This window comes from Candidatus Pelagadaptatus aseana, from assembly GCF_040362265.1.
Taxonomy (GTDB): Bacteria; Pseudomonadota; Gammaproteobacteria; order Pseudomonadales; family Cellvibrionaceae; genus Pelagadaptatus; species Pelagadaptatus aseana.
In genome coordinates this window covers 211179-236137 of the sequence record NZ_BAABNJ010000006.1, presented here as the reverse complement: position 1 = coordinate 236137, position 24959 = coordinate 211179, and the positions used below count along the sequence as shown (strand labels likewise).

Genomic DNA, 24959 nt, shown 5'->3' with positions numbered 1-24959 from the left:
CCTCAACTACCCAAAGCGCCGATTTCGGTAGACAAGGTATACACCTGCAACTCGACACTGGCTTTCGGATAGTCCGCAACCTGATAGTCAACCAACTCCCAATAGAAGCGCCATTGCAACTCTTCCAGTGCTTTGAGGTAATCAATCACCGCAAAATAGCTGCCACTGAATTTAATTGCCACGCCGTGCTTGAACATGCCCACCGAGCCATCGTCCACTGCATCGCTCAGGCTTTCAATATCGACCTGCTCTGTCGCCGCCTGTTGCGGCACCGCAAATTTTAATTCTTCCACCGCCAGAGTGTTCATGGACACCAGATCCACCCCGTCCAGATTCTCAAGCACCTGCCTTAATACCACAGCCAACTGACCGGCCGGCACCAGACCCGCCGACATTTCGGCCAGCGCCTTATCAAGAGTTTGTAACTGCTTGCTCAAAGCCTGTAACTGCTGCTTTTTGGCTTTGTCCGGATCACTGGCCAAGGCTTCTGACAGGGTTACCAGCTGCTGGGATAGAGCCACCTGCTGCTCCTGCTCTTTGGCCAGAGCGTTTTGCAGCCGTACCCGCTTTTCATCGAGAGGAGTGAGCAGCATCAGATTGAACAACAGAAACAGCACCACCACCGCCGCACCGATCAGCAACACCTTCTCCCGGGTAGAGAGAACCTGATACTTTTGAGCCAGTTCGGAATTATTGAGCGAATCCATCATGGCTGCTCTCCCTCAACGACTGTCGGAGCAGCACCCTGCACCGGCGCAGTTGGTGTGGCTACCTGAGCACCGGCCTGATCAAAACTGGCGGCAGGCGCCATTCTGAAACTCACCGCCGCTTGACTGGTCTGTCGCTCAATGGCCATGACCCCGAACTGACTGTTTGCAAAGGCGGCTTCGCCCTGCAGTTGTTCGACATACAGAGGCACCGACTCCGGCTTAAGGGCCATGCCCGTCAGTGACACCTGAGAACCGCCGGATTCCAAGCGAAATCCCTGCAGATACATTTCCCCGGGGATCTGCCGCGCCAAGCCTTCCATCTGCCCGGAAAAACCATCGGCATTGCCCAGATTCTGGGCTTCAACCAGACTCTTAATACGCTGGCGCTGAACAATTTGTTCACGCAGTTCGGCAATTTGCAAATCCAGCTGCTGCGCCTGACTCTTGGGCAAGCGGGCAGAAATACGTTCAATCTGAGTTTGGGTATCCCGGTTTTTTTTGGGTTAAGGCGGCAATATCATCCTGCAACTTTTGATTGCCCTGCCAGGTCAACAAGGCCAGCAGCGACATCAACAGCGTAGCCGCAACCACAATCAATAAACTGTTGACCGGCGACAACCAATCGACACTGGGCCGCAGATGGGGCAAATACAGATCGACTTCCTGGCGCACCTGACTCATGAATTGCCTCCCTGAGTCATGGCCGCGCCTATGGCGGGCAGCGCCAGGTTAAGCAGTGATGATTCAAATACTTCGGCCCCCGTTAAAGGTGACACATCCAGTACCGCAACCTCAGAGCGAAACGCCCCTTGCAGAGTTTCTGTAATCTTGTCGCCAGAAACATTTTCACCGCAGAACAGGATCTTGCCCGGTGGCGCCTGCCCCATTTGTCTCTCGTAGTAGTCGAGACTGCGCTGCAACTCGAGGATCAGCTGATCTTCCGGCAGCTCATCGAACAGACCGGCGTTGTAATTGACATCAAACTGACGCGACAGAAAGACCGAACTGCCCTTGAGCAGCACCAGCAAACCGCGGTTCTGTTTGAGGTACACCAGACAGATACCGCGCTCATCCTCGACAATCTGCTCAGTCAGATTGCGCAGGGCCAACTCCATGATGCCAAGGGACGCCAGTTTCAACCCGACTTCGTCGAGCATGGCCTTGATTCTTAACACCTCGGCCTCGGGCATCGCCACGGCATAGACCATATTGCGACCCCGGGAACTCTCAGGCGGCAGCGGAAACACGTCGATTGCGGCCTCTTCCAGCGGGTAGGGCAACAGATCCTTGACCTTCCAGCGAATCGCTTCGCGCAATTCTTCCTCGGGAACCTTGGGCGCCTCTACCAGCAACAGGTTGTACTCGCTGACGGGCAGACAGACGTGGCAGTCGGCCCCTTGCAGCTTGTAGTCGTGAACGCGATTTTTCAGTTCGGCAACCGGTGGCGCGCCATCCATATTCAGCAGGAAGTCACATTGCTTGAGGGTGGGGCCCTCAGCACCCGGGGTAAAACGGGCTACGGAAAAACCATCCGGGCACATGCCGAGACCCAGCGCGCCCGCATTCTGGCTGCTTTTAAAACGATTCAACAAGCTCTTCAGGCTCACCAAACTTTCGCCCCCGGCGTTATGGTCGAGTATGATGTCGCTCAAAATCCGAGCTGAGAGACACAGACACACAAAGAAATCAGATAAAATCCTTCTTATTCAAAGAGATATTAGCCACTTTTTATAAAGAACTCTAATATATCCACTTAAATTGACTCATTTTTTTAAGACTTCCGGACAGACGCCGGATTTCAGTCAGAAAAAGACCCGACACTATGCCCCAAGCCATACTCAATATCGTCCTCTATCAACCGGAAATTCCGCCCAATACCGGCAACATTATTCGCCTGTGTGCCAACACCGGCGCCGCCCTGCACCTGATCAAACCCATTGCTTTTGAGCTGGACGACAAACGCCTGCGCCGAGCGGGCCTCGACTACGGCGAATGGAAAGACATGCAGGTTCACGACAGCTGGCAAGACTTCCTGCAGAACTGCCAGCCGCAAAACCTCTACGCCATCAGCACCAAGGGGAAATCCTGGTACACGGACATCGAGTTCAAGGCGGGGGATTATCTGGTATTTGGCCCGGAAACCCGCGGCCTGCCTGACGACATACTCAACAGCATGGCGCCCAACGACATTGTCAGAATCCCCATGCAGACCAACAGCCGCAGCATGAATTTGTCCAATGCCGCCTCCGTCATGGTGTACGAAGCCTGGCGCCAACAGGGATTCACAAACGCGGTATAATCCCCCCTTTGCCCACTGGAAGTACGATTTATGACCGCCAAGGCACCCATAGGCCTGTTTTACGGCAGCTCCACCTGTTACACCGAAATGGCCGGCGAAAAGATCCAGCAAGCCTTCAGCCAGACCCCCGGGGCGCCGGCAGTAGACACCTTCAACATCACCGACACCCCCATTGTCGAAGCCGGTTTCTACGATTTTATTATCTTTGGCATTCCCACCTGGGATTACGGCGAACTGCAGGAAGACTGGGAAGAGATCTGGGACGACATCGACGAGCTGGATCTGACCGGCAAGAAAGTGGCCGTCTATGGCATGGGGGATCAAGAAGGCTACCCGGAATGGTTTGTCGATGCCATGGGCTATCTGTATCACAAAGCCCGCAAATGCGGCGCCGAGATGGTTGGACACTGGCCCAATCAGGGCTACGAATTCGAAGCATCCAAAGCCCTGACCACCGATCAAAGCCATTTTGTTGGGCTGGCACTGGACGATGAAACCCAGTTTGAGCAGAGCGATGACCGGATTCGCCAGTGGGTGGCCCAGCTGCATCATGAATTTGGCCTGTAACCATGACAGACAAACACGACCACCCTCCGGGCCACTTGGCCCAATTGCAATGGAGCGACGACGGCCAGCCCATTTCCAGCCAGTTCGACGACGTTTACTTCTCCAAAGCCAACGGTCTGGAAGAAACCCGCTACGTCTTTCTGCAACACAACCACCTGCCGCAACGCTGGCAACAACTGGGTGACAGCGATCGCTTTGTGATTGCTGAAACCGGCTTTGGTACCGGCCTCAACTTTCTGGCGGCATGGCAGCTGTGGCAACAAACCGCGCCAGAAAACGCGCAGCTGCAGTTTATCAGCGTAGAAAAGCACCCCATTGCCAAACCCGAATTATCCCGGGCCCTCTCACTGTGGGATGAGCTGTCCTACTTCAGCCAAAATCTCTGCGAGCAGTATCCGGACGAACCCTGCCCCGGCTTTCATACGCTTTTATTTGATGGCGGGCGCGTACAACTGACCCTGATTATTGACGACGCCAGCAACGGCTTTGAACAATTGTTAGCAAGCACCCACCCCGCCTTCAGCCTGCCCCAGTGTCCGGTTGATGCCTGGTTTCTGGACGGCTTTGCCCCCGCCAAAAACCCCGATATGTGGCAGCCGGAGTTGTTTTTGAGAATGCAGCAACTGAGCCACTCCGGCACCAGTTTTGCTACCTTCACCGCCGCGGGCATCGTCAAGCGCGGCCTCAGGGAATGCGGCTTTGCCATCGAAAAGGTTCAGGGCTTTGGCCACAAGCGCGACATGCTGCGCGGCCACCTGGACACGCCAGCAACCCTGCCCGAACCAGAGACCTTCAAGGAGAGCCATTTCAACAGCCCTAATGCTGCACCCTGGCACTATTCCCAGAGGCGCGCCCCGCTCGAAGACCAGCCCACCAAGCAAAAGCAGGCGCTGGTAATTGGCGCCGGCCTCGCCGGCTGTCAAATTGCCCGCAACCTGGCAGACAAAGGCTGGCAGATCACTGTCATTGAGCGCCACAGCAAACCGGGGCAGGAAGCCTCGGGCAACCCTCAGGGCATCCTCTACGCCAAACTCTCCCACCGCCAAGAAACCCTCAGCGACTTCAATCTGGCGGCACTGCAGTTTGCCCAACGTCATTACACGCCACTGTGGCAACAACAGCCGCAACTGGGTGAACAGTGCGGCGTTATCCAACTGGCTCAGAGCGATAAAACCGAACAACAGCAGCAACTGATTGCCGAGGCATTATCAAGCGAACACCTGACAAGGCGCATCGATAAAGAGACAGCCAGCACCCTTGCCGGCATTGATCTGGCGCAGGGCGGACTGTTTTTCCCGCGCTCCGGCTGGCTGATCCCTCCGCTGGTCTGCGAGCATTTGCTGCAACACCCGCGCATCAACGCCCAATTCGATCAGCCTGTCTCAAACCTGCAACACCGTGATGATCAATGGCAGCTGCTCGACGGCGACAATCAATGCATTGCCAGCGCAACTACCGCCATTATTTGCTGCGCTAACGCCAGCCAGAGCTTCTCCCAGACCCGGGAACTGCCACTGAAACCGGTGCGCGGACAGATCACTCAAATCCCAGCCGACCCGAGCAGCCGCCGACTTAAAACCGTCCTGTGCGGCGAGGGCTATATTGCCCCGGCACACCATGATCACCACTGCCTCGGGGCCAGTTTTGATCTTGGCAGCCTGTCAACCGCCACCACCGCAGACGATCACCGTCAGAATCTGCAGCGCCTGCGCGAGCAATTTCCCGGTCTGACAAACTCAGCATTCACTGCCGACGATGTCGATGGGCGAGCTGCACTGCGCTGCACCAGTCCCGATTACCTGCCACTGACCGGCCCGGCCCCCAACAGCGAGGCCTTTGATCAGGACTTCCAGCTGCTGCGCAAAAACGCGCGCTCGGAGATACCCCGCCCCGGCCCCTACCACCCCAACCTTTTCATCAGCACCGGTTATGGCTCACGGGGACTGGCCTATATTCCACTGTGCTCCATGATGCTCGCCGCCCAGATCAATGGCGACCCCATGCCCATGGGGCGCGAGCTGCAAAAGGCATTAAACCCGGCCCGGTTCCAGATCCGGGATCTGATTCGTAAAAAGAGATAGCGCGATAGCATCAACAAGCGGCAACAAAAGGACTACACTGGAAACATAAGAAACAAGGCCTAAGGAGAACATCATGCTACTCGGCGCAGGACAACGAGTCGAACACATCGCCAGTGGAGTCGACTCAGTACACAACTATTACGAAAATCTGGTATTGGTCGAACTCCAGAAAACCAGTGAGCGCAGCCGCACCGACGGTGACTTTCTCGCCGACGCAGCCTGTGTTGCACTCAATCGTCTACCGCCGCGCTACATTCGTCACGATGTCGACATGACCTTTTTTATGTCGACCCAAGAGTTAGCCGAAATTGAAGAAAAAGTCAGTAAAGCCGTCAGCGATGCCATTGCCTATGTTGAAGAGCGGGAAGCCGCTCGAGCAATGGCCGAACAACCTCAGGAATGATTCACGCCGCAACCCATCTATGGCGGTGTATCACACCGCCCTTGCCATGCACTACCGATTGATCCCAACGCTTTTCCTGCTCGCGCTGTGCCAGCTGCCACTGATTGCCGCGGCGCAACCATTAGGCCCGCAACTGCCCTACAAAGTCCTGCAAAAGCTGCCTCACGATCCGCAGCTGTTCACTCAGGGATTGGTTATTGAAGATAACACCCTGTGGGAATCCAGCGGCCTGTATGGCCGATCGCTGTTACAGCGCAGGGACAAACAGCAAGTCCGGGCACTGACTCAGTTCCGCTACCCGGCCCATGAATTTGCCGAGGGCATCGCGCTGATGGGCGACTACCTTTACGGGTTGACTTGGAAATCCGGGCGCGTGTATCGCTGGCGAAAACATTCACTGGAACTGGACCGAACCTATCGCATCCATGGTGAGGGCTGGGGACTGTCACTCTGGCGAGAAGATCTGGCAATCAGTAACGGTAGCGACACCATCACTTTTTACCACCCGGAAACCCTCTCTCCGAAGCGGTCAATCCAGATCAGAGCGGAAGGAGAGCCGGTAACCCGGCTAAACGACCTGACCGCCACCAGTAATCACCTGTGGGCCAATATCTGGCACAACCATCAAGTTATCCAGATAGACCCAGACACTGGCGAAGTCACAGCGCATCTTAATTTGCGCAAACTGGTCGATGAAAACCGCTCATACCAGAATGAAGCCGTACTGAACGGCATTGCCTGGGACAACAGCAGCAACACTCTGTGGGTAACCGGAAAATACTGGCAACACCTCTACCAGCTCGAGTTATTGCCCGGCAGCGGGAAAATCCAACGGTAATTCGATGGACGTATCAATATAACCACCGATCAACTTGGCCAGCCTCAATTTTTGCGTTTCATCCGCAAACGCCTGATTCAACCACTTGATCAAAGCCGCCGACCACTCATTATCCGGGTTAAGTGCCAAGAAGAAGGGATACTGCTCAAAGCAGGCACTGACTTTCAAACTGATGTCAGAGGCCGACAGCTCATTCAATGCCACCAGAGGATCAGAGACAAAACCGCCAATACGCCCGGCCTGAAGGATGCGGGAGAGCTGTTTGACACCGCCCATACTGGTAATCACCATCAACTGGTCGCTATCGGCATGGGTGTTGATGTATGCATCCATCAGCGCACCGTAGCTGTAATCCTGAATATAGCCGATGCGCAATTCCTCAAGAGAAGTCAGCCCCTGATACTGCCAGCCTGAATTTTCCCGGGTAAATACACAGGTACCGTAAGACATGGTGGGTACCGAGGTAAACAACAGACCCGGCGCCTCGGCCGGCACAGCGGTCAGAAGGCCGTGAATATTGTTGCCCTGTCGGGCATTGGCGACGGCCCGGCTCCAGGGGTAAAACTGAACTTCAAGCTCAACCCCCCGGTCACCCAGAATCTCTGCCAGATATTCCACTACAATACCCTGCTGGGTATTGGCATCAGAATGCTTTCCGGCTCGGGCGCAGGCGTAAGGGCACCAATCGGTTGAGGCAAGCACCAGTTTGCCTGGCAAAACCTCAGATCCGCAAACGGATGCAGACAACACCAACAACATCAACGCAACAAACTTGGACCTGAGCATAAAACAGCCGCCCCTGACTCAAAAGTAAGAAAACACCCTAACTGTATCACACCAGATAGTAGAAGGGCTTGAACACGACCCGATTGCGGCCATCGCGCTTGGCCTCGTACATGGCTTCATCGGCGGTATTGAGCAGACGCACACCCAATTTCTGTAAATCCGTGCGCTTTTCACCCACCGGATGCCAGGTCGAAAGCCCCAGCGACGCAGTCGGCCGAATGCAGCCATCACCGGCAATGTGATCCACCCGCAACTGCTCAATTGCGGCGCGAATCCTCTCGGCAGTAACCATGCCCGACTCTTCATCGCAACGAGGCAACAGCACCACAAATTCTTCACCCCCATAGCGGGCCACCAGGTCGGTTTTTCTCAGCTGCCCGGCAATGGCATCGGCAGCGGCGCGCAGGCAGTTATCTCCTGCCGTGTGACCGTATTGGTCGTTAATGCTCTTAAAGTGATCCAGATCCACAAACAGACAGGTCAAATGATCATCGCCGCGCTGAGTGCGCTCCAGTTCTTTGGCGAACTCGGCATCAAAACTCATGCGATTGCGCACCTGGGTCAGCATATCGATCTGGGACTGATAGCGCAGATGCTCACGGGCCAGAGCATTTTCAATACAGACACCACAAATTGAAGCAAGAAACGACAGAAAATCCACCCCCTTGTCGCGAGTAAATCGTTCGGCCGAATTACTGCCCAAATGCAAACTGCCAATCAGCACCCCATGTCGTTCCAGTGGCAACAGCGCAGCCGACTTAACTTCTGCACTGTTGGGAAACAGGCGGCCGGCGGCAAGCGGGTCCAACACATCGAGCAATACGTCGTATTTGTTGCCATACAGGGTCATGGCGAAATCGTCACTGTGGCGCAACTGCAACCGATTGCCATAAATACCCAATTGCAGGTATTCGAGCACCCCTTTGAGACTGTAATCGGAGTCCACCAGAATCAGACTCACATCCGACAGGCTGAAATGATCCAGCGCCTCATTGAGCATACACTCCAGCAGCTCCGCCAGACTCTTGCAGCCCAGCAGATGCAATTCGAAGGTATGAAAATGGTCACTGATGCGCTGATTGTCTTCCAATCGCTCCAACAGACGCTTCAATGTCTGCTGCAATCGCGCATTTTCCTGTTCAAGGCCCACCCGGGTACTCCAAAGAGATTATCTATTTCTGAATTATCGGCCGATTTAGCGTAAAATTTGGCTTTTTGTTGTCAAAGAGATTCTTCCGCCCTGCGGTCGTTATCGCCATGGATGGCGTGTATGCAGGTTTTGCAGGAGCAAAAACCTGCCACACTGACAGATTCGCAGGGCGTCAGCCTGATAGCTTCGCAGAACGTCATCCCGAGCGAATGCGAGGGATCTCCAACTGAACGACACAAACCAGAACCGCCTTAGATTATTACTGTTTCAAGAGTTTACAACATGAGCACAGAGCTTCTCTCCCCCGCCGGAACCCTGAAAAGTATGCGCTACGCCTTTGCCTATGGCGCGGATGCTGTCTATGCCGGACAACCGCGCTACAGCCTTCGGGTTCGCAACAACGAATTCAACCGCATTGAAAATCTGGCCTCCGCGGTCGACGAGGCTCACAGTCAGGGCAAGAAGTTTTATCTGGCCAGCAACCTGTCACCCCACAATGACAAGGTGCGCACCTACCTGCGCGATCTGGAACCGGTCATCGAAATGAACCCGGACGCACTGATCATGTCCGACCCCGGCCTGATCATGATGGTACGGGAAAAGTGGCCCGACATGCCGGTGCATTTATCGGTACAGGCCAATGCCGTCAACTACGCCACGGTCCAGTTCTGGCACCGTCAGGGCATTGAACGGGTTATTTTATCCCGCGAATTATCCCTCGATGAAATTGAAGAAATCCGTCAGCGTTGCCCGGAGATGGAACTGGAAGTGTTTGTCCATGGCGCACTTTGCATTGCCTACTCAGGCCGCTGCCTGCTGTCGGGCTATATGACCCACCGTGACTCCAATCAGGGGGCCTGCACCAATTCCTGTCGCTGGCAGTACAATGCTCACGCTGCCACTGAGACGGAAACCGGCGATCTGATTGCCGTTGACTCCGCCCCCGGCGCACAAAGCTTTGATCCAAACACCTCAGCCGATGCCAACGAGCAACAGGATGAACTGGCCGTACTGTTACAGGAGCGCAGCCGCCCCGGTGAGTACATGCCCGCTTACGAGGATGAACACGGCACCTACATCATGAATTCCAAGGACCTTCGCGCGGTACAGCACGTCGAGCGTCTTGTGAAAATGGGCATTCACTCACTCAAAATCGAGGGGCGTACCAAGTCCCATTATTATGTGGGCCGCACCGCCCAGACCTACCGGCGCGCCATCGACGACGCCCTTGCCGGCAAGAGCTTCGATATGAATCTGATGGGCGAACTGGAGCATCTGGCCAACCGCGGTTACACCGAAGGCTTTTACCGCCGCCACGTTCCCAACGAATACCAGAACTACGAAAACGGCAACTCCACCATGAACCAACAGTTTGTCGGGGAAGCCATTAACTACGATGCCAGCAGCGGCTGGTTAACCCTCGATGTCAAAAATCGCTTCGAGCGCAACGATCGACTGGAACTGATTACACCGGCAGGCAATCTGCAGTTCTCTCTGGACACACTGGAAAACAGCAAGGGCGAAGCCATTGATGTTGCCCCGGGCTCGGGCCATAAGGTTCGCATTCCGGTGCCAACGGACATCCCGTTGTCTGATGACGGCGGCTATGCCATGCTGATGAGACATTTGTAATAACAAGGCTCTGTTACATCCTGCCTGACGGAAATTTAAGTGCCCCGGATTCAATACCTGATCAATACCCTGTTGATGATCTGCATCACGGCGCCAGTATCACTGGCGCTGGCAGCGGATGACGTGATCATCAAACACGGCAATCAACACAAGATGCATTTCACCGAAATGGATCACCGGGGCCTGATATCCGGCATGAACCGTGACATCGTCGACGAACTGGCCTCAAGAATGGGCCTGCAAACAGATCATCAGGTGTGCCCATTCAAACGCTGCACCCGCATGCTCTTCAGCGGAGAACTGGATCTGATGGTGTTTATTGCGGTCACCCCGGAAAGAAGCGAATTTATTGTGCCGGTTCAAACTTGGAGCAACCCCGTTCCCATTTATTTTGTAACTCGCAAAGCGGACTCCCACAAACTGCAGACATACGAAGACCTGTACGACTTTCAGATTGGTTCCGTTAACGGTTACGTCTACTCACCACGATTTGACCGTGACAGCCGCCTCAAGCGGCACCAGATACTGGTTGAAGGGCAATTGCCCAAGATGCTGGCCGCTGGCCGAATTGATGCCTTTCCCTCCTATGGTGGTCTACTGGCCAACCTTAATCGGGACTACCCGGATATTGAACTCGCGCCCTTGGTGCTGGACCAGTGGGATACTGCCCTGATCGCCATCAGCAAAAACTCACCACTGGCCAATCGCGCAGACGAGATAAACATAAATCTGATCCGCATGGCACAAGACGGCACTCTGGACAGAATCTGGGCAAGTTATTTCCCCGGACAGAAAATGCCCATGCCAGACAGCTTGAGACAAGTCGGCCGGAATGAAACCCCATGAGTAGATATTCGCACATTGTTGTGCTCACCGGGGCCGGAATCTCCGCTGAATCCGGCATTCGTACCTTCCGCGCCGCTGACGGCCTCTGGGAGGATCATCGGGTCGAGGATGTGGCCACCCCGGAGGCGTTTGAGCGCGACCCTGAACTGGTGCACCGGTTTTACAACCAGCGACGCCAGCAACTACTCAACGGCATCGAGCCCAATGCCGGCCATCGGGCGCTGGCCGACTTTGAAAAAGGCTTTGCCGGTCGCTTTACCCTGATCACCCAGAATGTCGACAACCTGCACGAACAGGCGGGCAGCCAGAACCTGTTACATATGCACGGCGAGCTGATGCAGGTCCGCTGCATGGATTCAAACCGGATATTCTCCTGCCATGGTGAAACTGCGGTGGATACACCCTGCCCCTGCTGCCAACAACCGGGTAATTTGCGCCCGCACATTGTCTGGTTCGGGGAAATACCTCTGTATATGGATATCATCGAGAGAGAATTAAGCCAGTGCGACCTGTTTATCTCCATTGGCACCTCGGGCAACGTCTACCCCGCGGCCGGCTTTCATCAACTCGCCAAGATGTCCGGAGCCCACACCGTGGAGCTGAACCTTGAGCCATCCAGCAATGGCTCCCAGTTCGATCAGGCCATCTACGGCCCGGCCACGGAAGTGGTGCCAGAATACCTTGCCAGCCTGTAACCGCACCACAAAGCCTTTAAAAAACACTTTAAAAACAATAACCTAAAAAGAAAAATCGACTTATTTCCTAAAGAAATAAGCTAATTACTATAAAAAATAACCGGGAATAATGCTTTACCTTGGTGCGATATCTAATGCAAAATACCGAGGTTTTTTTGACCAGACTCAAGGACTCTACGGGATTCATCCATGCGTGAACTCATTGCCAGCAATAAACCTCTATCCGCTTCCGCGGGCAAGAGCACTAATTGCCATCACAACCCGCAAGTATCCTGTGGTGACTGCCGCCTGAGCGGTATTTGTCTGCCCATCAGCGTCCACATGGATGACATTGAAAAGCTGGATGAAATCATTCAGCGCGGCAAGCCCCTGCAAAAGGGCGAGTATCTGTACCGTGCCGGTGAAAATTTTCAGGCAGTCTATGCGGTGCGCTCCGGCTGTGTCAAAACCGTCAGCATCACCAACGACGGCCAGGAACAGGTCACCGGCTTCTATCTGCCCGGTGAAATTCTGGGTATGGATGGTCTGGCTGATGACAGCCACTCCAATTCTGCCAGCGCGCTGGAAACTTCCGCCGTATGTGAAATTCCCTTTACCCGTCTGGAAGAGTTGAGTCTCAAAATCCCCAGCCTGCAGCGCCACTTCTTCCAGTTGATGAGCAAAGAGATCACCGCCGATCAGGAACTGATTATCCAGCTCAGCAAAAACAGCGCCGAAGAGCGTATTGCCGCCCTGCTGTTGAGCATCTCTACCCGCAATCACCATCGCCAGTTGTCGGCCACCCACTTCCGCCTGCCCATGTCGCGCTCGGATATGGGCAACTATCTGGGCCTGACCATCGAAACCGTCAGCCGGGTGTTGGGACGCTTCCAGAAAAGTGACCTGCTGCAGGTCGACAAGAAGGAAATTACCATTCTGGATATGGAAGGACTCAAGGCCATTGCCAACGTTGAGTGATCTTTTGCTCCAGCATTAAAAAAGGGACCCTGCTAAAGCAGCGTCCCTTTTTTTGGTGTTGGGCTTTGCAGCCCAACAGACAAGATCTTTATCTTAGAACTTGTAGCCAACCATTACGGAGTAAACCATTGGGTCGATATCCACATCAACTTCAGCTACAGCGCCATTATCGAATTTGATTTCAGCTTCAGTATCAATATCGATCCAACGAACGGAGGCATTAACCAACCACTTTTCATTGATTTGGTAATCAACACCAACTTGCAGTGCCAAGCCCCAAGAATCATCTAAGTCAACATCACCAGTTGTAACAGCGCCTGCAGTATCAGAAGCAAGATCTTCACTAAAGAAAGCAGTGTAGTTGATACCAACACCTACATAAGGATCCAGATTGCCTTGAGTATCAAAGTGGTATACGGCACTTACAGTAGGAGGCAAGTGTTCAATATCGGCAACATCCAAGCCATTTAAAACACCACCCTTACCTGAAACAGTGTGGCTAAATGGAGTAGCGGCCAGCACTTCAATACCCCAATTGGCAGTGTACATATACTCAACGGTCAGACCCAACTGAGTATTGTTATCAACTTCAGCTTCGGTACCAATACCGCCGCCATTGAGAAGTACTTCTGAACTATCTTCATCAGGAGCTACTTGAGTAGCACCCGCACGCACAATCCAATCACCTGCTTCATAGGCAGCAACGTGACCGGAAACCAGAGCAGCAGAAACGGCCGCGGCCAGAGTCAAAGGCTTCAATACTTTTTTCATAGCATCAATCTCTCTTTCAATGTATTAATTTGGTGGAAATCATTAAGTGGGGCCATTAAACCCCAGCATCTGACAATTTTTTTTGATCTGAATTAATTTTTTCCAATTCCTGAAATAAAATAGACCAAATTTTCTGAACCAATGGGATTTTCATGAACCAAACACCTCTCGACGCTGTATTTCACGCCATTGATGCCATCAACCAGCAAGACCCCAACATCGAACAGGTGGATGGCAGTGAACAACCCAAAGAACTGATCTATGGTCAGCGCATGACCCGGCAGCAACAACAGTTCTGCCCGGAAGCCTCCCCCGAACTGCAAATCGCCTGCCGTGCACAACACATCAAGCGCTGGGCCAGCCCCCGCAGCGACTACCCCATGGATCGCGCCGGCTATAAAAAGTGGCGTACCGAACTGGGCCGCTTTCACGCCGACCTCACCGTAGAACTGATGCAACAGCAGGGTTTTGACCAGACCAGTCAGGATCGCGTCCACAGTCTGCTGCAAAAGAAACAGCTCAAGCGCGACCCGGAAGCCCAGGCACTGGAAGACGTTATTTGTCTGGTCTTTCTTGAATACTATCTAGAGCCCTTCGCCGCGAAACACAGCGAAGAAAAGCTGATCAGTATCATTCAGAAGACCTGGAATAAAATGTCCGATCAGGGCCACTCCGCCGCACTGGCGCTGGATCTGCCTGAGGCCATGGGCGAGCTGGTGGGCAAGGCGCTGAATGCTTGACCTGGTAACCACTCGTCATTGCGAGCCGAACAGCGGTGAAGCAATCTCTGGGGACAGGCACGTCATTCAAAAGATTGCCGCGCTGCCTGAAGGATCCTCGCAATGACAAGCCTGAAACTACTCCACATATCGCTGGCACTGCTGTCGATCACCGGGTTCACTGCCCGGTTCGTCGCCATGGTCATGAAACCTGCCGTACTGGGTCTAAGCCACGTCAAAATCCTGCCCCATATCATCGATACCCTGTTATTGTTCACAGGCATCACTCTGGCCTGGCAATTTGCCTATAACCCCATCTACCACCCCTGGCTAATGGCCAAGCTGATCTTATTAATAGCCTATATATTTTTAGGGGCCTTTGGCCTGCGCTACGCCAGCACCCTGAAAGCCAGAATCAGCTGCTGCGTACTGGCGCTTATGGCGGTCAGCGGCATGGTCTGGCTGGCCCGTGTTAAACCACTTTTGTTTGGCTAATCGCTGCTGCATAATGCCCGGCCCTGAAAATTCAGCGCCAGTACTGGCAGCACATTAAGAGACAAATACAGCAACTATGTGGTTTAAAAATCTTCTCCTGTACCGCTTTCCCGGCAAAGTGGACATCGATCAGAATACCCTCAACCAGCAATTGCAGGAGCAAGCCTTTAAACCCTGCGGCAAACAGGATACTCACCGCTATGGTTGGGTACCCCCCATGGGCGATCTGAGCGATCAGCTGTTTCACTCAGCCAATGGTTGTCTGATGTTCTGCGCCCGACGCGAAGAAAAAGTACTGCCCGCGGCGGTAATCCGCGAAAAGCTGGAAGAAAAGGTCGCCCACATTCAAGCCACCGAGGATCGCCGGGTCTATCGCAAGGAGCAGCAAAGCCTCAAAGACGACATTGTGTTTGAATGCCTGCCTCAGGCCTTTACCAAATCCCAGCGTACCTACGCCTATATCGACACCCAAACCGGCTGGCTGGTGGTGGATGCCTCTTCCGCCGCCAAAGCCGAAGAGCTGATGAAACTGTTGCGGCAGTCCCTCGGCACCCTGCCGGTAGTACCCGCCCAGGTTGCGGAATCACCCGCGGTGATTATGAGCGGCTGGCTGCGTGGTGAACAACTGCCCTCGGGAGTTGAGCCCGGTGACGAGTGCGAGCTGCGTGAAGCCGGCGAAGACGGCAGTATTCTGCGCTGTAAACGCCAGGATCTTTACGCCAGTGAAATTGAACAACACCTCAATGGCGGCAAGCAGGTTGTGAAGCTGGCAATAGATTGGCAGGAGACCCTGCAATGCATCCTCAGTGAAGACCTCAGTATCAAGCGTCTGAAGTTCGCCGACAAGCTACTGGAAGAAGCCAACGACGCCAGCGACGGCGACAAAGCGGCTCAATTTGATGCCGACTTTGTGGTAATGAGCTTGAATTTGCGGGAGTTTATTGAGGTTGTGGTTAATTTCTTTGGCGGGCTGGCGCGGGAAGCGCAGTAGGAAATCTTGTCATCTCGACGCGAAGCGGAGAGATCCCTCACAGATGTTCGGGATGACATACAGTAATGCCGGGATAACGGCTTTACTGCCTCAAATTATTTCTTCTGTCGCGCCGGTGGCTCCGAACCAATGTGTGCTTGATTGCGCGCCCTGGCCAGTCGCATCTGTTTTTGCCGCTCCTCAAATCGCGCCCGCTGCTCCGGGGTTTGTGAATCAAAACAACGGGGGCAGGCTACCCCTTCAATGTATTTATCAGAGGCTTTATCGGCTTCGGTAATCGGATAGCGACAGCCGTGACACAGGTCGTAGCTGCCGGGATTGAGATCGTGATCCACACTGACACGGTTATCAAACACGTAGCATTCACCCTGCCACAGGGATTCCTCCTTGGGCACCTCTTCCAGGTATTTGAGAATACCGCCATGCAGGTGATATACCTCTTCAAACCCCTGCTCTTTCATATAAGCCGTGGACTTCTCACAGCGAATACCACCGGTACAGAACATCGCGACTTTTTTATGTTTGGCCGGATCGAGGTTGTCTTTTACGTAATCCGGGAACTCACGAAAACTGCGGGTATCGGGATCCAGAGCGTTTTTAAACGTACCCAGTTCGTACTCATAGTCGTTGCGGGTATCCACAACCACCACCTCAGGGTCGGAGATCAGGGCATTCCAGTCTTTGGGGTCAACATAGGTGCCCACCACCTGACGGGGATCAATACCCTCCACGCCCATGGTGACAATTTCTTTCTTGAGCTTGACCTTCATGCGGTAGAAAGGGCGTTCCTGATCAAAGGATTCCTTGTAGCTGAGGTTGTGAAAGCGCTCATCGGCCAATAAATAGGCCTTGAGGCTATCGATGCCTTCCCGAGGCCCGGAGACAGTTCCGTTAATGCCTTCACGGGCCAGCAGCAAGGTACCTTTGATGTTATTGTCCAGACAGTGCTGTAACAGAGGCTCACGCAGTGCCTTGTAATCGGGCAGTTCAACAAATTTATAGAGGGCGGCTACAACAGAGCTCATAGAAAAAACCTTAGTTAAACCGTGTCATCCCAAGTGCAACGAGGGATCCCTCGCCAACCGCTCGGGATGACATTCGTGTATTTTGGATTGCGTTCAGCAAACCCGATCGAAATTAATACGTTTTTTATCCAGATCGATACGACCCACCTTGACGGTGACCGCCAGGCCAATGCTCAGAACTTCAGACTCACTGGTTAACGTCATCCGCTCCGGATCAAACTGATACTCTTTGGGATTGAGTTTGATAAAACCACTGATGCCCCACGCATCCACCTTTGCGGTAAACCCCTGAGAAGTGACACGGGCAATGGTCGCAGCCAACTCCTGATCTTTGTGCTGATCCATAAACAGGCAGTAGAGCCACTCTTCCAGATCGCGACTGGCCTGACGGGTTCGGCCAATGCGTTGCTGCATATCCTGCAGTGCTTCATTACTCGGCGCTTCACAGCCCTCGGACTTGAGAAGGGCCTTGATGGCCCGATGATTGTGCAGATCGTTATAGCGGCGGATGGGGGATGTAATGGTCGCGTAGTAATCAATACCCAAACCGAAGTGTGGTTGGGCTTCGCGAGTCAGTACGCCTGCCTGCAACATCATGCGAAAGGCCGCCAGCACATGCTGCTTGTCGGGATTGTTCTGCAGTGCACGAATCACCTGCTTGTAACCCTCGGCCGTAGTGACATCCACATCAGCCAGCTCCGGCAGCTCTGCGGCGATCACATTGTTGATGCCTTCCAGACGTTCAGGACGAAAGCCCTGATGGGAGGAATAGATGCCGGTGCCCGGGTTGTCTGCAAACAGACGGCCGGCCGCGTTATTGGCCGCCAGCATCGATTCTTCCACTATCTGCTGGGCCACATTGCGGTGATAGCACTCGATGGACTCAATGTGGCGCTTATCATTGAGCTTCAGCTCATAATCCGCCTGATCTTCCATCAGTAACTGGTGTTGTTTGCGCTGATTGTTGAGCGCTTCACTGCAGGCTTGCAACTGTTTGGCCATGGCCTGAACTTCAGTCGGGATAGCCGTGTCGTCGCCATTGAGGTAGGCCGCTACCGCTTCATAACTCAGCTTGTAATTAGAGGTAATCACCGCTTCTTCGAAGCGGGTCTCGGCCACGGTACCGTCGTTATTGATCTGCAGACGACAGATCAGGGCCGGGCGCTTTTCACCGGCGACCAGAGAGAAGGTGGTATTGGCCAGCTCTTCGGGCAACATGGTCACCGCCTTACCGGGCAGGTAGGCGGTATTGGCGCGCTCAAAAGCGGCCTTATCCAGCTCGGAGCCCGCCGCAATCAGGGCACCCGGATCCGCAATGGCAACGGCCAGGTTCCAGCCGCTGTCGGTCTTTTCCACAAACAGCGCGTCGTCCATATCCCGGGTGCTTTCAGAATCGATGGTAACAAACGCGGTAGACGACAAATCCGTGCGTTCAGCAAAGGCGGTCTCCAGTGAGGTTTCCAGAATGGCTTTGGCCTCAGCCTGCTGTGCATCACTCCAGGCATCCGGCAGAGCATGCTTGCGACGGGCGACCAGATGCTCAATACCGACCACATCGTCATTACCCAGCACCTCATCAATACGCGCCAGACCTTTACCGTCTTCAAAAGGGTGTTTGAGTATACGCCCCAACAGGTAATCGCCCTCTTTGGCTTTGCCACGGGACTTGGGCGGAATAAAAATCCAGCGATTGAGTTGCGGCATATCCACGGCGAAAAAGTGGCCCTTGCCACGAACCACGTAGCGCCCTACCAGAGCTTTCTTTTCGGACTTGATCAGTTTTTCAAGCTCGGCATCGAGCTTGTTGCTGTTGGGATCGTCATTACCAGACAGACTCACCTCAACCCGATCGCCGGGCAACACCTTGGCCATCTCATCGGGGGGCAGGAATGCCTCGCGGCCATCATCAAGCGAGACAAAGCCAAACCGTCCCTGAGAGCCCCGCACCACGCCTTCGGCAAGGTCTTTATCAGCGCGAATGGCACTTTTTAACTGGGTGAGTTGAGACAAACTGTTGGCATCAAGCATGACTATCGCATTCCGTAAGGATTAGAACTGTAAAAAGGGGGTAGAAACCGGGTGCGCATCATAGCAAACTGTAGTCATAAGAGACATGTAAGCAGTGTCATATAAACCATAAAAACACCACCACATCGCAACCTCCGGGAACCCAATGGACTTTCTAGCCAACCTGCCACCTCTGAGCCTGGGCTTAATCGGCCTGATCAGCTTAATGACCCTTTGGTTCGCCGGCCCCGGCTACAACAGCCAGAGCGCCAGCCACTCCCCCACCATCCTCACCAGCACCGGTATCTTCGGTACATTTCTCGGTGTGGCGCTGGGTCTGCTGGCCTTTGATACTCAGGACATCCAAGCCAGCGTACCGGAACTGATCGAAGGGCTTAAAACCGCCTTCTGGACCTCCATTGCCGGCTTGCTCGGCTCATTGATCGTCAAGTTCCGTCACCTCACCGCCGTGCTGCGCCAGCGCCAAGTCGAAGAGCAATACCGCTCGGCCACAGTCACCGATCTGGCCAACCTGCTGGGCGATATCCGCGACTCCATGTCCAACCCGGAGGCCAAGGGGCTGCGCTCATCCATGGAAACCATGCACAGCCAGCAACTCCATAAGTTCGATGATATGCAACAAAGCCTCAGGGACTACCAGACCGATATGGTTGAGGCCAATACCCGCGCCTTTATCTCGGCCATTGAGCAGGTGATGCGCGACTTCAACACCCAGATCAATACCCAGTACGGTCAGAATTTCAAAGAGCTCAACCACGCGGTTGGCCAGATGCTGCAATGGCAGGAAAATTACAAAAAAGAATTGGAAGAGTTACTGGCCGCCCAGCGCCACAATGGTGATCTGCTGGACAAAGCCAGTACCGCCTACCAGCAAATGGTGGAGCACTCGGAAGTGTTCAATACCGTTTCCCAATCTCTGGGCAAAATGATGGACGTACTGCAGCAGCAGGCCTCGGGTATGGAGCAGTACATTGAGCAACTGGCGCGCGCTGCCACCACCGCCTCTGAAGGCCTGCCCTCACTGGAAAAACGGGTTCACAGCCTCACCAGCGAACTGGCCAACGGCGTTCAGGAGAGTCAGAACCAGATCAGCACCACCATGCAGACCTGCGCCGAATCGCTGCGCACCACCTCTGAAAACGTCAATCGCAATATGGCCGAAGCCATGAATTTCCAGCACAAGGAGTTGAAACAGCGGGTCGAGCAGATGCTCGATCGCACCGAGCAACAGGTGATGCGCCTCGACGACGCCATGGAGCAGGAGTTGACCAAAGCCCTGCAAACCTTCGGTTACCAGCTGACCTCCCTGTCGGAAAAGTTTGTCAGCGACTACGCGCCACTGACCGAGCGTCTGCGTGAACTGGTGGCACTGGCCGAAACCGTGGAACAGGATTAAACCGGCCATGGCCAAAAATCAGGATCTTAATTATTCCCCCAGCGACGATATCGAGCACGAGGAACACTGGGTTGCCGTCAGCGATCTGATGGGCGGTCTGATGATGGTATTCCTGCTGATTGCGGTGATCTATCTGGTGCAGCTGGAAATCGAATCCCGCAAGATCAAAGACGTGGCCGTGCTTTACGACCGTTTGCGAACCCAGCTCTACGAAGATCTGGTCAGCGAATTCAAAGACGACTTGCCTCGCTGGGGAGCAGAAATCAAACCCGACCTGAGCTTTCGCTTTTACAACACCGAGGTATTGTTTGCTCACGGCAAATCCAACATCAAACCTGCGTTCAGTGACATTCTGGCCGACTTTTTCCCCCGCTATGTGGCCATCATCATGTCGGACAAGTATCGCAGCGATATCCTGGAAGTGCGCATTGAGGGTCACACCTCCAGCGACTGGGGAGACAGCAGCAGTGATGTGGCCTATATCAAAAACATGGCCCTGTCCCAGGCCCGTACCCGCACCACACTGGACTTCCTGCTGAAGCACCCCGATCTGGCATCCCGGAAAGACTGGATCCGGGCGCACCTGACCGCCAACGGCCTGTCCTCCTCCAAACTGATCTATGGCGAGCAGGGTGAAGAAGACGAAATTCGCTCGCGCCGGGTGGAGTTCAGACTGCGCACCGACGCCGAATCCCGGATCGCCTCGATCCTGGAAAAACAATAAGGACCGGGCGCCTCCATGAAACTCCCCGATTTTCTGCAATTCGAACCCTTCAACCGGTTGCGCGAGGCCATGGGGGCAGAAGACCTTGGCGATTTTGTATTTTTCGACCCCAAGAAAAACCTCACGGGGCTGGAGCGTATAGAGCTGGCCAATCAGGGCTTGCCGGTTAACCCCAAAGTGCTGCAGGCAGCTTCGGACTTTACGCTGGTATTCAAAGACAGCCGGGTGCTGATTTATCACCCCGCCCCGCAACAACCGGGCGATTGGCACTACCATCTGGCCGAATGCGATCAGGTGCAATCGCTGCGAACCCACAATCTGCTGCAGCAGCTACAGGCCAAAACCGCCCTGCCCCAGTCGGAGATCGGCAACTACAAAGTCTGCAGTGACTGCCTGCAGAAACTGCGTTACCAGAATTTCGATGCCGCCCGACAGCGCCACCGCGAATACAGCCAACGAATCGCCGACGAGTTCAGTCTGGACAGCTTTTTTGACAAATACCCGGTCTACCCGGTTGAAATCAAACAGGAAACCCCTATTTTCTAGAGCAACAGAATCAAACCCGGAAAGACTACCCATGCAAATTCAAAGCACCATAGAAACCAAACTCAAGGACGCCTTAAACCCCAGCCATTTGCAGGTAGTCAATGAGAGCCACATGCACAGCGTACCGGAAAATTCCGAAACCCACTTTAAAGTGGTGATTGCCAGCGATGCGTTTGACGGAGTGCGCAAGGTCGCGCGTCATCAAAAGATTTACCAGCTGTTGAATGAAGAATTGGCCGGCGAAGTTCACGCTCTGGCACTGCACACCTACACCCCGGCAGAGTGGCAAGAACAGCAACAGGCTCCGGATTCTCCCAACTGCATGGGCGGCTCAAAAGCGGGCTAGACAGTGACTGCAGCCGATATTCAGGAAAAACTGGCCCCCTCGCTGGCCGCCTTGGGTGTCACCGATCCGGATTTCACTGACGCTCTGGCGGCCTGCTCCACTGTCCACTACTTCGACAAAGAGCAGTCTCTGGTGCAGGCCAATCAACACCCAAAATATTTTGGTTTTATTACCCGGGGGCTGTTTCGCTACTACTATATCGGCGCGGAAGGTAAAGAGCGCAATAAAAGCTTTTATACCGAGAACCTGCCAGTGGGTTCCCTCAACTCACAAATCACCGGCGAGCCCTGCCCCTTCACCATTGAAGCGCTGGAACCATCCGAAGCCATATTGACCCCGACAGCCAAGATCGCTGCGTTGGAACAATACCCGGCATTTCAGGACATGCTCAACCTGATCACCCGCCAACACTTTCTGCGCAACGAACGGCGCGAGGCCATGCTGCTGACTCTGGGGGCCGAGCAACGCTATCAATGGCTGCTCGACCACGAACCCCATCTGGCCAGTCGGGTTCCGCAATATCACCTGGCCAGCTATCTGGGCATGGACGCCGTGTCCCTCTCCCGGATTAAGAAGAACCTGAAACCGTGATGGCGAGGTTCAACTTCTCTGCGATGTTCTGACAAACCTTCTGAATCCCGGAGATCTTATCCTGTGCAGCAACATGAACGGCCAGACGCATATCCCCCTGCAGGGTAATAACGCCTTCCACTGCAACACCCTCATTCGCCTCTTCAGTCGGCAGTTCAGCACGGATACTATCCATCACCGCCGTTTTGGTTGCTGATAAGCGCAGGGCCGGTTTGTGGATTTTACCCACCGCCGTTTTCGGCATCTCATCAATAACAAACACCTGTTTCGGGCACGCCGGACGTTCATCAATATTGGCCATGGCAAACTCGCGCAATTCATCTTCTGAAGCCTTATGACCCGTTTTCAATTCAACGAAAACCACGGGTAATTCACCGGCGTAATGATCCGGCTTGCCTACGGCTGCGGCCAAAGCCACGGCGGGGTGGTTTTCCAGACAATTTTCAATCACGGCAGGGTCAATATTGTGACCACTGCGGATAATCAAATCCTTGGCCCGCCCGGTAATAAACAGCTCGCCTCGATCGTTGAGGCACCCCAGATCCCCGGTGCGCAGCCAGCCCTCGTCCAATGCCTCCTCAGAGTGTCCGAGGTAGCCCTGAAACACATTATCGCCGCGCACACAGATCTCACCGGTCTTATTGGGTTCACCATTGGCACCATCAATGCGAACTTCAATGCCCTGACCGGGCAAACCACAGGAACCCGGCGTCGGCGTATTCTCCATATCGGAGATGGAAATCACACCGGCGGTCTCTGTCATACCATACACCTGATAGAGGGATTTCCCCGTCAGGGATTCAACCGCTTTTACCACCGCCGGCGTTACCATGGCGCCACCGGTAACCAGATAATCCAATGAGTCGATATCCTGACCCGCCAGTGGTATCTGGGCAAAAGCCCCCATTGAGGTAGGAATACCCCCCATCACCTTGATGCGATAGTGCTCAACCAGATCCCAGCATCGCTTCACCACTTCCGGATTGCGCAATCCAGCCATGGTCGGCAACAGAATGTTGGCGCCTGAGGCCAGCGCCGCCAGCCCCACCACCATCGATCCCGCTACATGAAACATGGGCAAGCCATTGAGGCGCACATCACCCTGCTGAGCCGGCATGGATTGATTAACCGCTTCAACGGCGGCCACCTGATTGCCATGGCTGTGCATAGCCAACTTCGGGGTTCCGGTGGTGCCACCGGTATGGAAATAGGCACAGATGTCATCACCGTCAGGCAGGGACTCCGATGGGATTGGAGCACCACTGTAGTTACCCAGCTCTTCCTCGAAATGGGGTGTTGCATCACCGGCAGAAAACCCCACGGAATAGACTTGCTTCAACGATGGCACCTTGGGCGCTACCGCCTCTACCTTTTGCCAGATGTCACTGGAGGGGTTTGGCCCCAGCGCCAGAATCACCTCGGTCTCCGCCTTGTTCATCAGACTTGCCAGCGCCTCTTCACTCAGCAAGGGATTGATGGGATTGGCGATACCGGCTGTTTCTGCGCCCCAGAGAATAAATTGGGTTTCAGGGGTGCTGGGTAACAGTATCGACACCACACCACGACTGGATGACAGCACCTGTTGCAGCAGCCGCACGGTGCGATTGATGTTGGTCAACAGCTCACTGTAGTTGTAGCGACGATCGACCAGACTCGGATCAAGCTGCTCAATATAGGTAATGGCAGTGGCTTGCGGGTGGCGATCCGTTGCCTGCTGCAAAAGATCGTAAATATTCCGGGGGGACGCGGGGGATTTCATAATGCCTCTTTATTGTGTTGTACACCTGAATCAGACCATGGTGACGCCACAACAAAGAGACTGCATTAACATTTGCTAAGATCGCAATGGCTAAACTATAACCGCATCAGGCGGATTCAATCACCATCAGGGTGCGATCCAGCAACGCTTTCAAACCGGCCGCCTGACCTTCAGCGACGGCATCTTCCAGTGGCTTGCCCTGCAATACGGCCGCACGGATCGCAAACAGTGCCCCAACCCGATTGCTGCTGGCACAGTGGACCAGAGTATTGCCATCCAATCCTGCCAGAACCTCATCCAGCTGTCTGGCGGCATCGAGAGTAATGGCCGGCTCGCCGGCTATGGGCATGGCGACATACGTCAGGCCCGCGGCACTGGCCTGCTCCTGATCATTAAAATCGCTGTGCTCACCGGGCATACGCATATTGATCACATTGTCGATGCCAGCCGTTTTCATCAGGCGATAATCTTCAATGCCCGGCTGACCACCACAGATAATATTGTCATAGGGCTGGCTGGCAAACGGCATGGACAGGCCAGGCATTTTTGAGAGAAGGTCAGACATATTCTTTTCCTGTAGACTCGCTTAAAAGATAGCTAACAG

28 protein-coding genes are annotated in these 24959 nt (G+C 54.2%); 17 read left to right on the top strand and 11 right to left on the bottom strand.

Annotation, left to right across the window (positions count from 1 at the left end; genetic code table 11):
* Positions 1–2: 2 nt before the first annotated feature.
* The 4 genes from gspM to ACPXV9_RS11275 are packed head-to-tail and all read right to left on the bottom strand — an operon-like array spanning position 3 to position 2317.
* Complete coding sequence (gene gspM / locus ACPXV9_RS11290) at positions 3–710, bottom strand: type II secretion system protein GspM (RefSeq protein ID WP_423897031.1); 708 nt, start codon at positions 708–710, stop codon at positions 3–5.
* On the bottom strand, positions 707–1162 hold the full coding sequence (locus ACPXV9_RS11285; RefSeq protein ID WP_423897029.1) for a PilN domain-containing protein: 456 nt from the start codon (positions 1160–1162) through the stop codon (positions 707–709). The genes gspM and ACPXV9_RS11285 overlap by 4 nt, the downstream gene beginning before the upstream one ends.
* Before the next feature lie 16 nt (positions 1163–1178).
* Complete coding sequence (locus ACPXV9_RS11280) at positions 1179–1391, bottom strand: hypothetical protein (RefSeq protein WP_423897026.1); 213 nt, start codon at positions 1389–1391, stop codon at positions 1179–1181.
* Positions 1388–2317 (bottom strand): MSHA biogenesis protein MshI, encoded by a 930-nt coding sequence (locus tag ACPXV9_RS11275; protein WP_423897024.1) that lies wholly within the window; start codon positions 2315–2317, stop codon positions 1388–1390. The genes ACPXV9_RS11280 and ACPXV9_RS11275 overlap by 4 nt, the downstream gene beginning before the upstream one ends.
* 227 nt (positions 2318–2544) lie before the next feature.
* Here ACPXV9_RS11275 and trmL point away from each other — a divergent pair, with 227 nt between their 5' ends.
* The 5 genes from trmL to ACPXV9_RS11250 all read left to right on the top strand — a co-directional run bounded on the left by trmL (position 2545) and on the right by ACPXV9_RS11250 (position 6898).
* Positions 2545–3009 carry a tRNA (uridine(34)/cytosine(34)/5-carboxymethylaminomethyluridine(34)-2'-O)-methyltransferase TrmL gene (trmL, locus tag ACPXV9_RS11270; protein ID WP_423897112.1) on the top strand — a complete coding sequence of 155 codons (465 nt, stop codon included), beginning with the start codon at positions 2545–2547 and terminating at the stop codon, positions 3007–3009.
* Between the two features lie 30 nt (positions 3010–3039).
* On the top strand, positions 3040–3576 hold the full coding sequence (gene fldB / locus ACPXV9_RS11265) for a flavodoxin FldB (protein WP_423897023.1): 537 nt from the start codon (positions 3040–3042) through the stop codon (positions 3574–3576).
* A gap of 2 nt (positions 3577–3578) precedes the next feature.
* Positions 3579–5657 carry a bifunctional tRNA (5-methylaminomethyl-2-thiouridine)(34)-methyltransferase MnmD/FAD-dependent 5-carboxymethylaminomethyl-2-thiouridine(34) oxidoreductase MnmC gene (mnmC, locus tag ACPXV9_RS11260; RefSeq protein WP_423897022.1) on the top strand — a complete coding sequence of 693 codons (2079 nt, stop codon included), beginning with the start codon at positions 3579–3581 and terminating at the stop codon, positions 5655–5657.
* Between the two features lie 73 nt (positions 5658–5730).
* Positions 5731–6060 carry a late competence development ComFB family protein gene (locus ACPXV9_RS11255; RefSeq protein WP_423897019.1) on the top strand — a complete coding sequence of 110 codons (330 nt, stop codon included), beginning with the start codon at positions 5731–5733 and terminating at the stop codon, positions 6058–6060.
* Positions 6061–6079: 19 nt separating this feature from the next.
* Positions 6080–6898 carry a glutaminyl-peptide cyclotransferase gene (locus ACPXV9_RS11250; RefSeq protein WP_423897017.1) on the top strand — a complete coding sequence of 273 codons (819 nt, stop codon included), beginning with the start codon at positions 6080–6082 and terminating at the stop codon, positions 6896–6898.
* On the opposite strand, the gene ACPXV9_RS11245 is transcribed toward ACPXV9_RS11250, so the two are convergent.
* Entirely contained in the window at positions 6866–7684 is an 819-nt protein-coding gene (locus ACPXV9_RS11245; protein ID WP_423897015.1) for a substrate-binding periplasmic protein, read from the bottom strand. The two genes, ACPXV9_RS11250 and ACPXV9_RS11245, sit on opposite strands and share 33 nt — an antisense overlap.
* A 46-nt stretch (positions 7685–7730) precedes the next feature.
* A complete protein-coding gene (locus ACPXV9_RS11240) occupies positions 7731–8834 on the bottom strand; it encodes a GGDEF domain-containing protein (RefSeq protein ID WP_423897012.1) in 1104 nt (367 codons plus the stop codon).
* A 282-nt stretch (positions 8835–9116) separates the two neighbouring features.
* Here ACPXV9_RS11240 and yegQ point away from each other — a divergent pair, with 282 nt between their 5' ends.
* From yegQ to fnr, 4 genes are all read left to right on the top strand, one after another.
* A complete protein-coding gene (gene yegQ / locus ACPXV9_RS11235; protein ID WP_423897009.1) occupies positions 9117–10466 on the top strand; it encodes a tRNA 5-hydroxyuridine modification protein YegQ in 1350 nt (449 codons plus the stop codon).
* Positions 10467–10505: 39 nt separating this feature from the next.
* A complete protein-coding gene (locus tag ACPXV9_RS11230; protein WP_423897007.1) occupies positions 10506–11312 on the top strand; it encodes a substrate-binding periplasmic protein in 807 nt (268 codons plus the stop codon).
* On the top strand, positions 11309–12007 hold the full coding sequence (cobB, locus tag ACPXV9_RS11225) for a Sir2 family NAD+-dependent deacetylase (protein ID WP_423897005.1): 699 nt from the start codon (positions 11309–11311) through the stop codon (positions 12005–12007). Before ACPXV9_RS11230 ends, cobB begins: the two co-directional genes overlap by 4 nt.
* A gap of 189 nt (positions 12008–12196) precedes the next feature.
* Complete coding sequence (gene fnr, locus ACPXV9_RS11220) at positions 12197–12964, top strand: fumarate/nitrate reduction transcriptional regulator Fnr (protein WP_423897003.1); 768 nt, start codon at positions 12197–12199, stop codon at positions 12962–12964.
* Between the two features lie 93 nt (positions 12965–13057).
* Here fnr and ACPXV9_RS11215 read toward each other — a convergent pair whose 3' ends face one another.
* Entirely contained in the window at positions 13058–13735 is a 678-nt protein-coding gene (locus ACPXV9_RS11215) for an OmpW/AlkL family protein (protein ID WP_423897001.1), read from the bottom strand.
* A 152-nt stretch (positions 13736–13887) separates the two neighbouring features.
* Here ACPXV9_RS11215 and ACPXV9_RS11210 point away from each other — a divergent pair, with 152 nt between their 5' ends.
* From ACPXV9_RS11210 to rdgC, 3 genes are all read left to right on the top strand, one after another.
* A complete protein-coding gene (locus ACPXV9_RS11210; protein ID WP_423896999.1) occupies positions 13888–14475 on the top strand; it encodes a DUF4202 domain-containing protein in 588 nt (195 codons plus the stop codon).
* 102 nt (positions 14476–14577) lie between these two features.
* Complete coding sequence (locus tag ACPXV9_RS11205) at positions 14578–14949, top strand: SirB2 family protein (protein ID WP_423896997.1); 372 nt, start codon at positions 14578–14580, stop codon at positions 14947–14949.
* Positions 14950–15025: 76 nt separating this feature from the next.
* On the top strand, positions 15026–15940 hold the full coding sequence (rdgC, locus tag ACPXV9_RS11200; RefSeq protein ID WP_423896994.1) for a recombination-associated protein RdgC: 915 nt from the start codon (positions 15026–15028) through the stop codon (positions 15938–15940).
* Positions 15941–16035: 95 nt separating this feature from the next.
* Here the strand turns inward: rdgC and ACPXV9_RS11195 are convergent, their stop codons facing one another.
* Together ACPXV9_RS11195 and ACPXV9_RS11190 are read right to left on the bottom strand one after the other, a co-directional pair.
* A complete protein-coding gene (locus ACPXV9_RS11195; RefSeq protein WP_423896992.1) occupies positions 16036–16965 on the bottom strand; it encodes a rhodanese-related sulfurtransferase in 930 nt (309 codons plus the stop codon).
* Positions 16966–17058: 93 nt separating this feature from the next.
* On the bottom strand, positions 17059–18993 hold the full coding sequence (locus ACPXV9_RS11190; protein WP_423896990.1) for a VacB/RNase II family 3'-5' exoribonuclease: 1935 nt from the start codon (positions 18991–18993) through the stop codon (positions 17059–17061).
* 145 nt (positions 18994–19138) lie between these two features.
* Between ACPXV9_RS11190 and ACPXV9_RS11185 the strand changes: the two genes are divergently transcribed.
* Genes ACPXV9_RS11185 through ACPXV9_RS11165 form a run of 5 tightly spaced genes read left to right on the top strand, consistent with a single transcriptional unit; the run spans position 19139 to position 22596 of the window.
* Positions 19139–20389, top strand: coding sequence for a hypothetical protein (locus ACPXV9_RS11185; protein WP_423896987.1), 1251 nt, complete (start codon positions 19139–19141; stop codon positions 20387–20389).
* Positions 20390–20396: 7 nt separating this feature from the next.
* Positions 20397–21113 carry an OmpA family protein gene (locus tag ACPXV9_RS11180; protein ID WP_423896986.1) on the top strand — a complete coding sequence of 239 codons (717 nt, stop codon included), beginning with the start codon at positions 20397–20399 and terminating at the stop codon, positions 21111–21113.
* A 15-nt stretch (positions 21114–21128) separates the two neighbouring features.
* A complete protein-coding gene (locus tag ACPXV9_RS11175) occupies positions 21129–21659 on the top strand; it encodes a hypothetical protein (protein WP_423896983.1) in 531 nt (176 codons plus the stop codon).
* A 31-nt stretch (positions 21660–21690) separates the two neighbouring features.
* Positions 21691–22005: a BolA family protein gene (locus ACPXV9_RS11170; protein ID WP_423896980.1), complete on the top strand. Its 315-nt coding sequence runs from the start codon at positions 21691–21693 to the stop codon at positions 22003–22005.
* A gap of 3 nt (positions 22006–22008) precedes the next feature.
* Positions 22009–22596 (top strand): Crp/Fnr family transcriptional regulator, encoded by a 588-nt coding sequence (locus tag ACPXV9_RS11165; RefSeq protein WP_423896977.1) that lies wholly within the window; start codon positions 22009–22011, stop codon positions 22594–22596.
* Here ACPXV9_RS11165 and ACPXV9_RS11160 read toward each other — a convergent pair.
* Both ACPXV9_RS11160 and ACPXV9_RS11155 read right to left on the bottom strand, forming a co-directional pair.
* Complete coding sequence (locus tag ACPXV9_RS11160; RefSeq protein ID WP_423896974.1) at positions 22574–24355, bottom strand: AMP-binding protein; 1782 nt, start codon at positions 24353–24355, stop codon at positions 22574–22576. The two genes, ACPXV9_RS11165 and ACPXV9_RS11160, sit on opposite strands and share 23 nt — an antisense overlap.
* 106 nt (positions 24356–24461) lie before the next feature.
* Positions 24462–24920 (bottom strand): beta-lactamase hydrolase domain-containing protein, encoded by a 459-nt coding sequence (locus ACPXV9_RS11155; protein ID WP_423896972.1) that lies wholly within the window; start codon positions 24918–24920, stop codon positions 24462–24464.
* Positions 24921–24959: the final 39 nt, after the last annotated feature.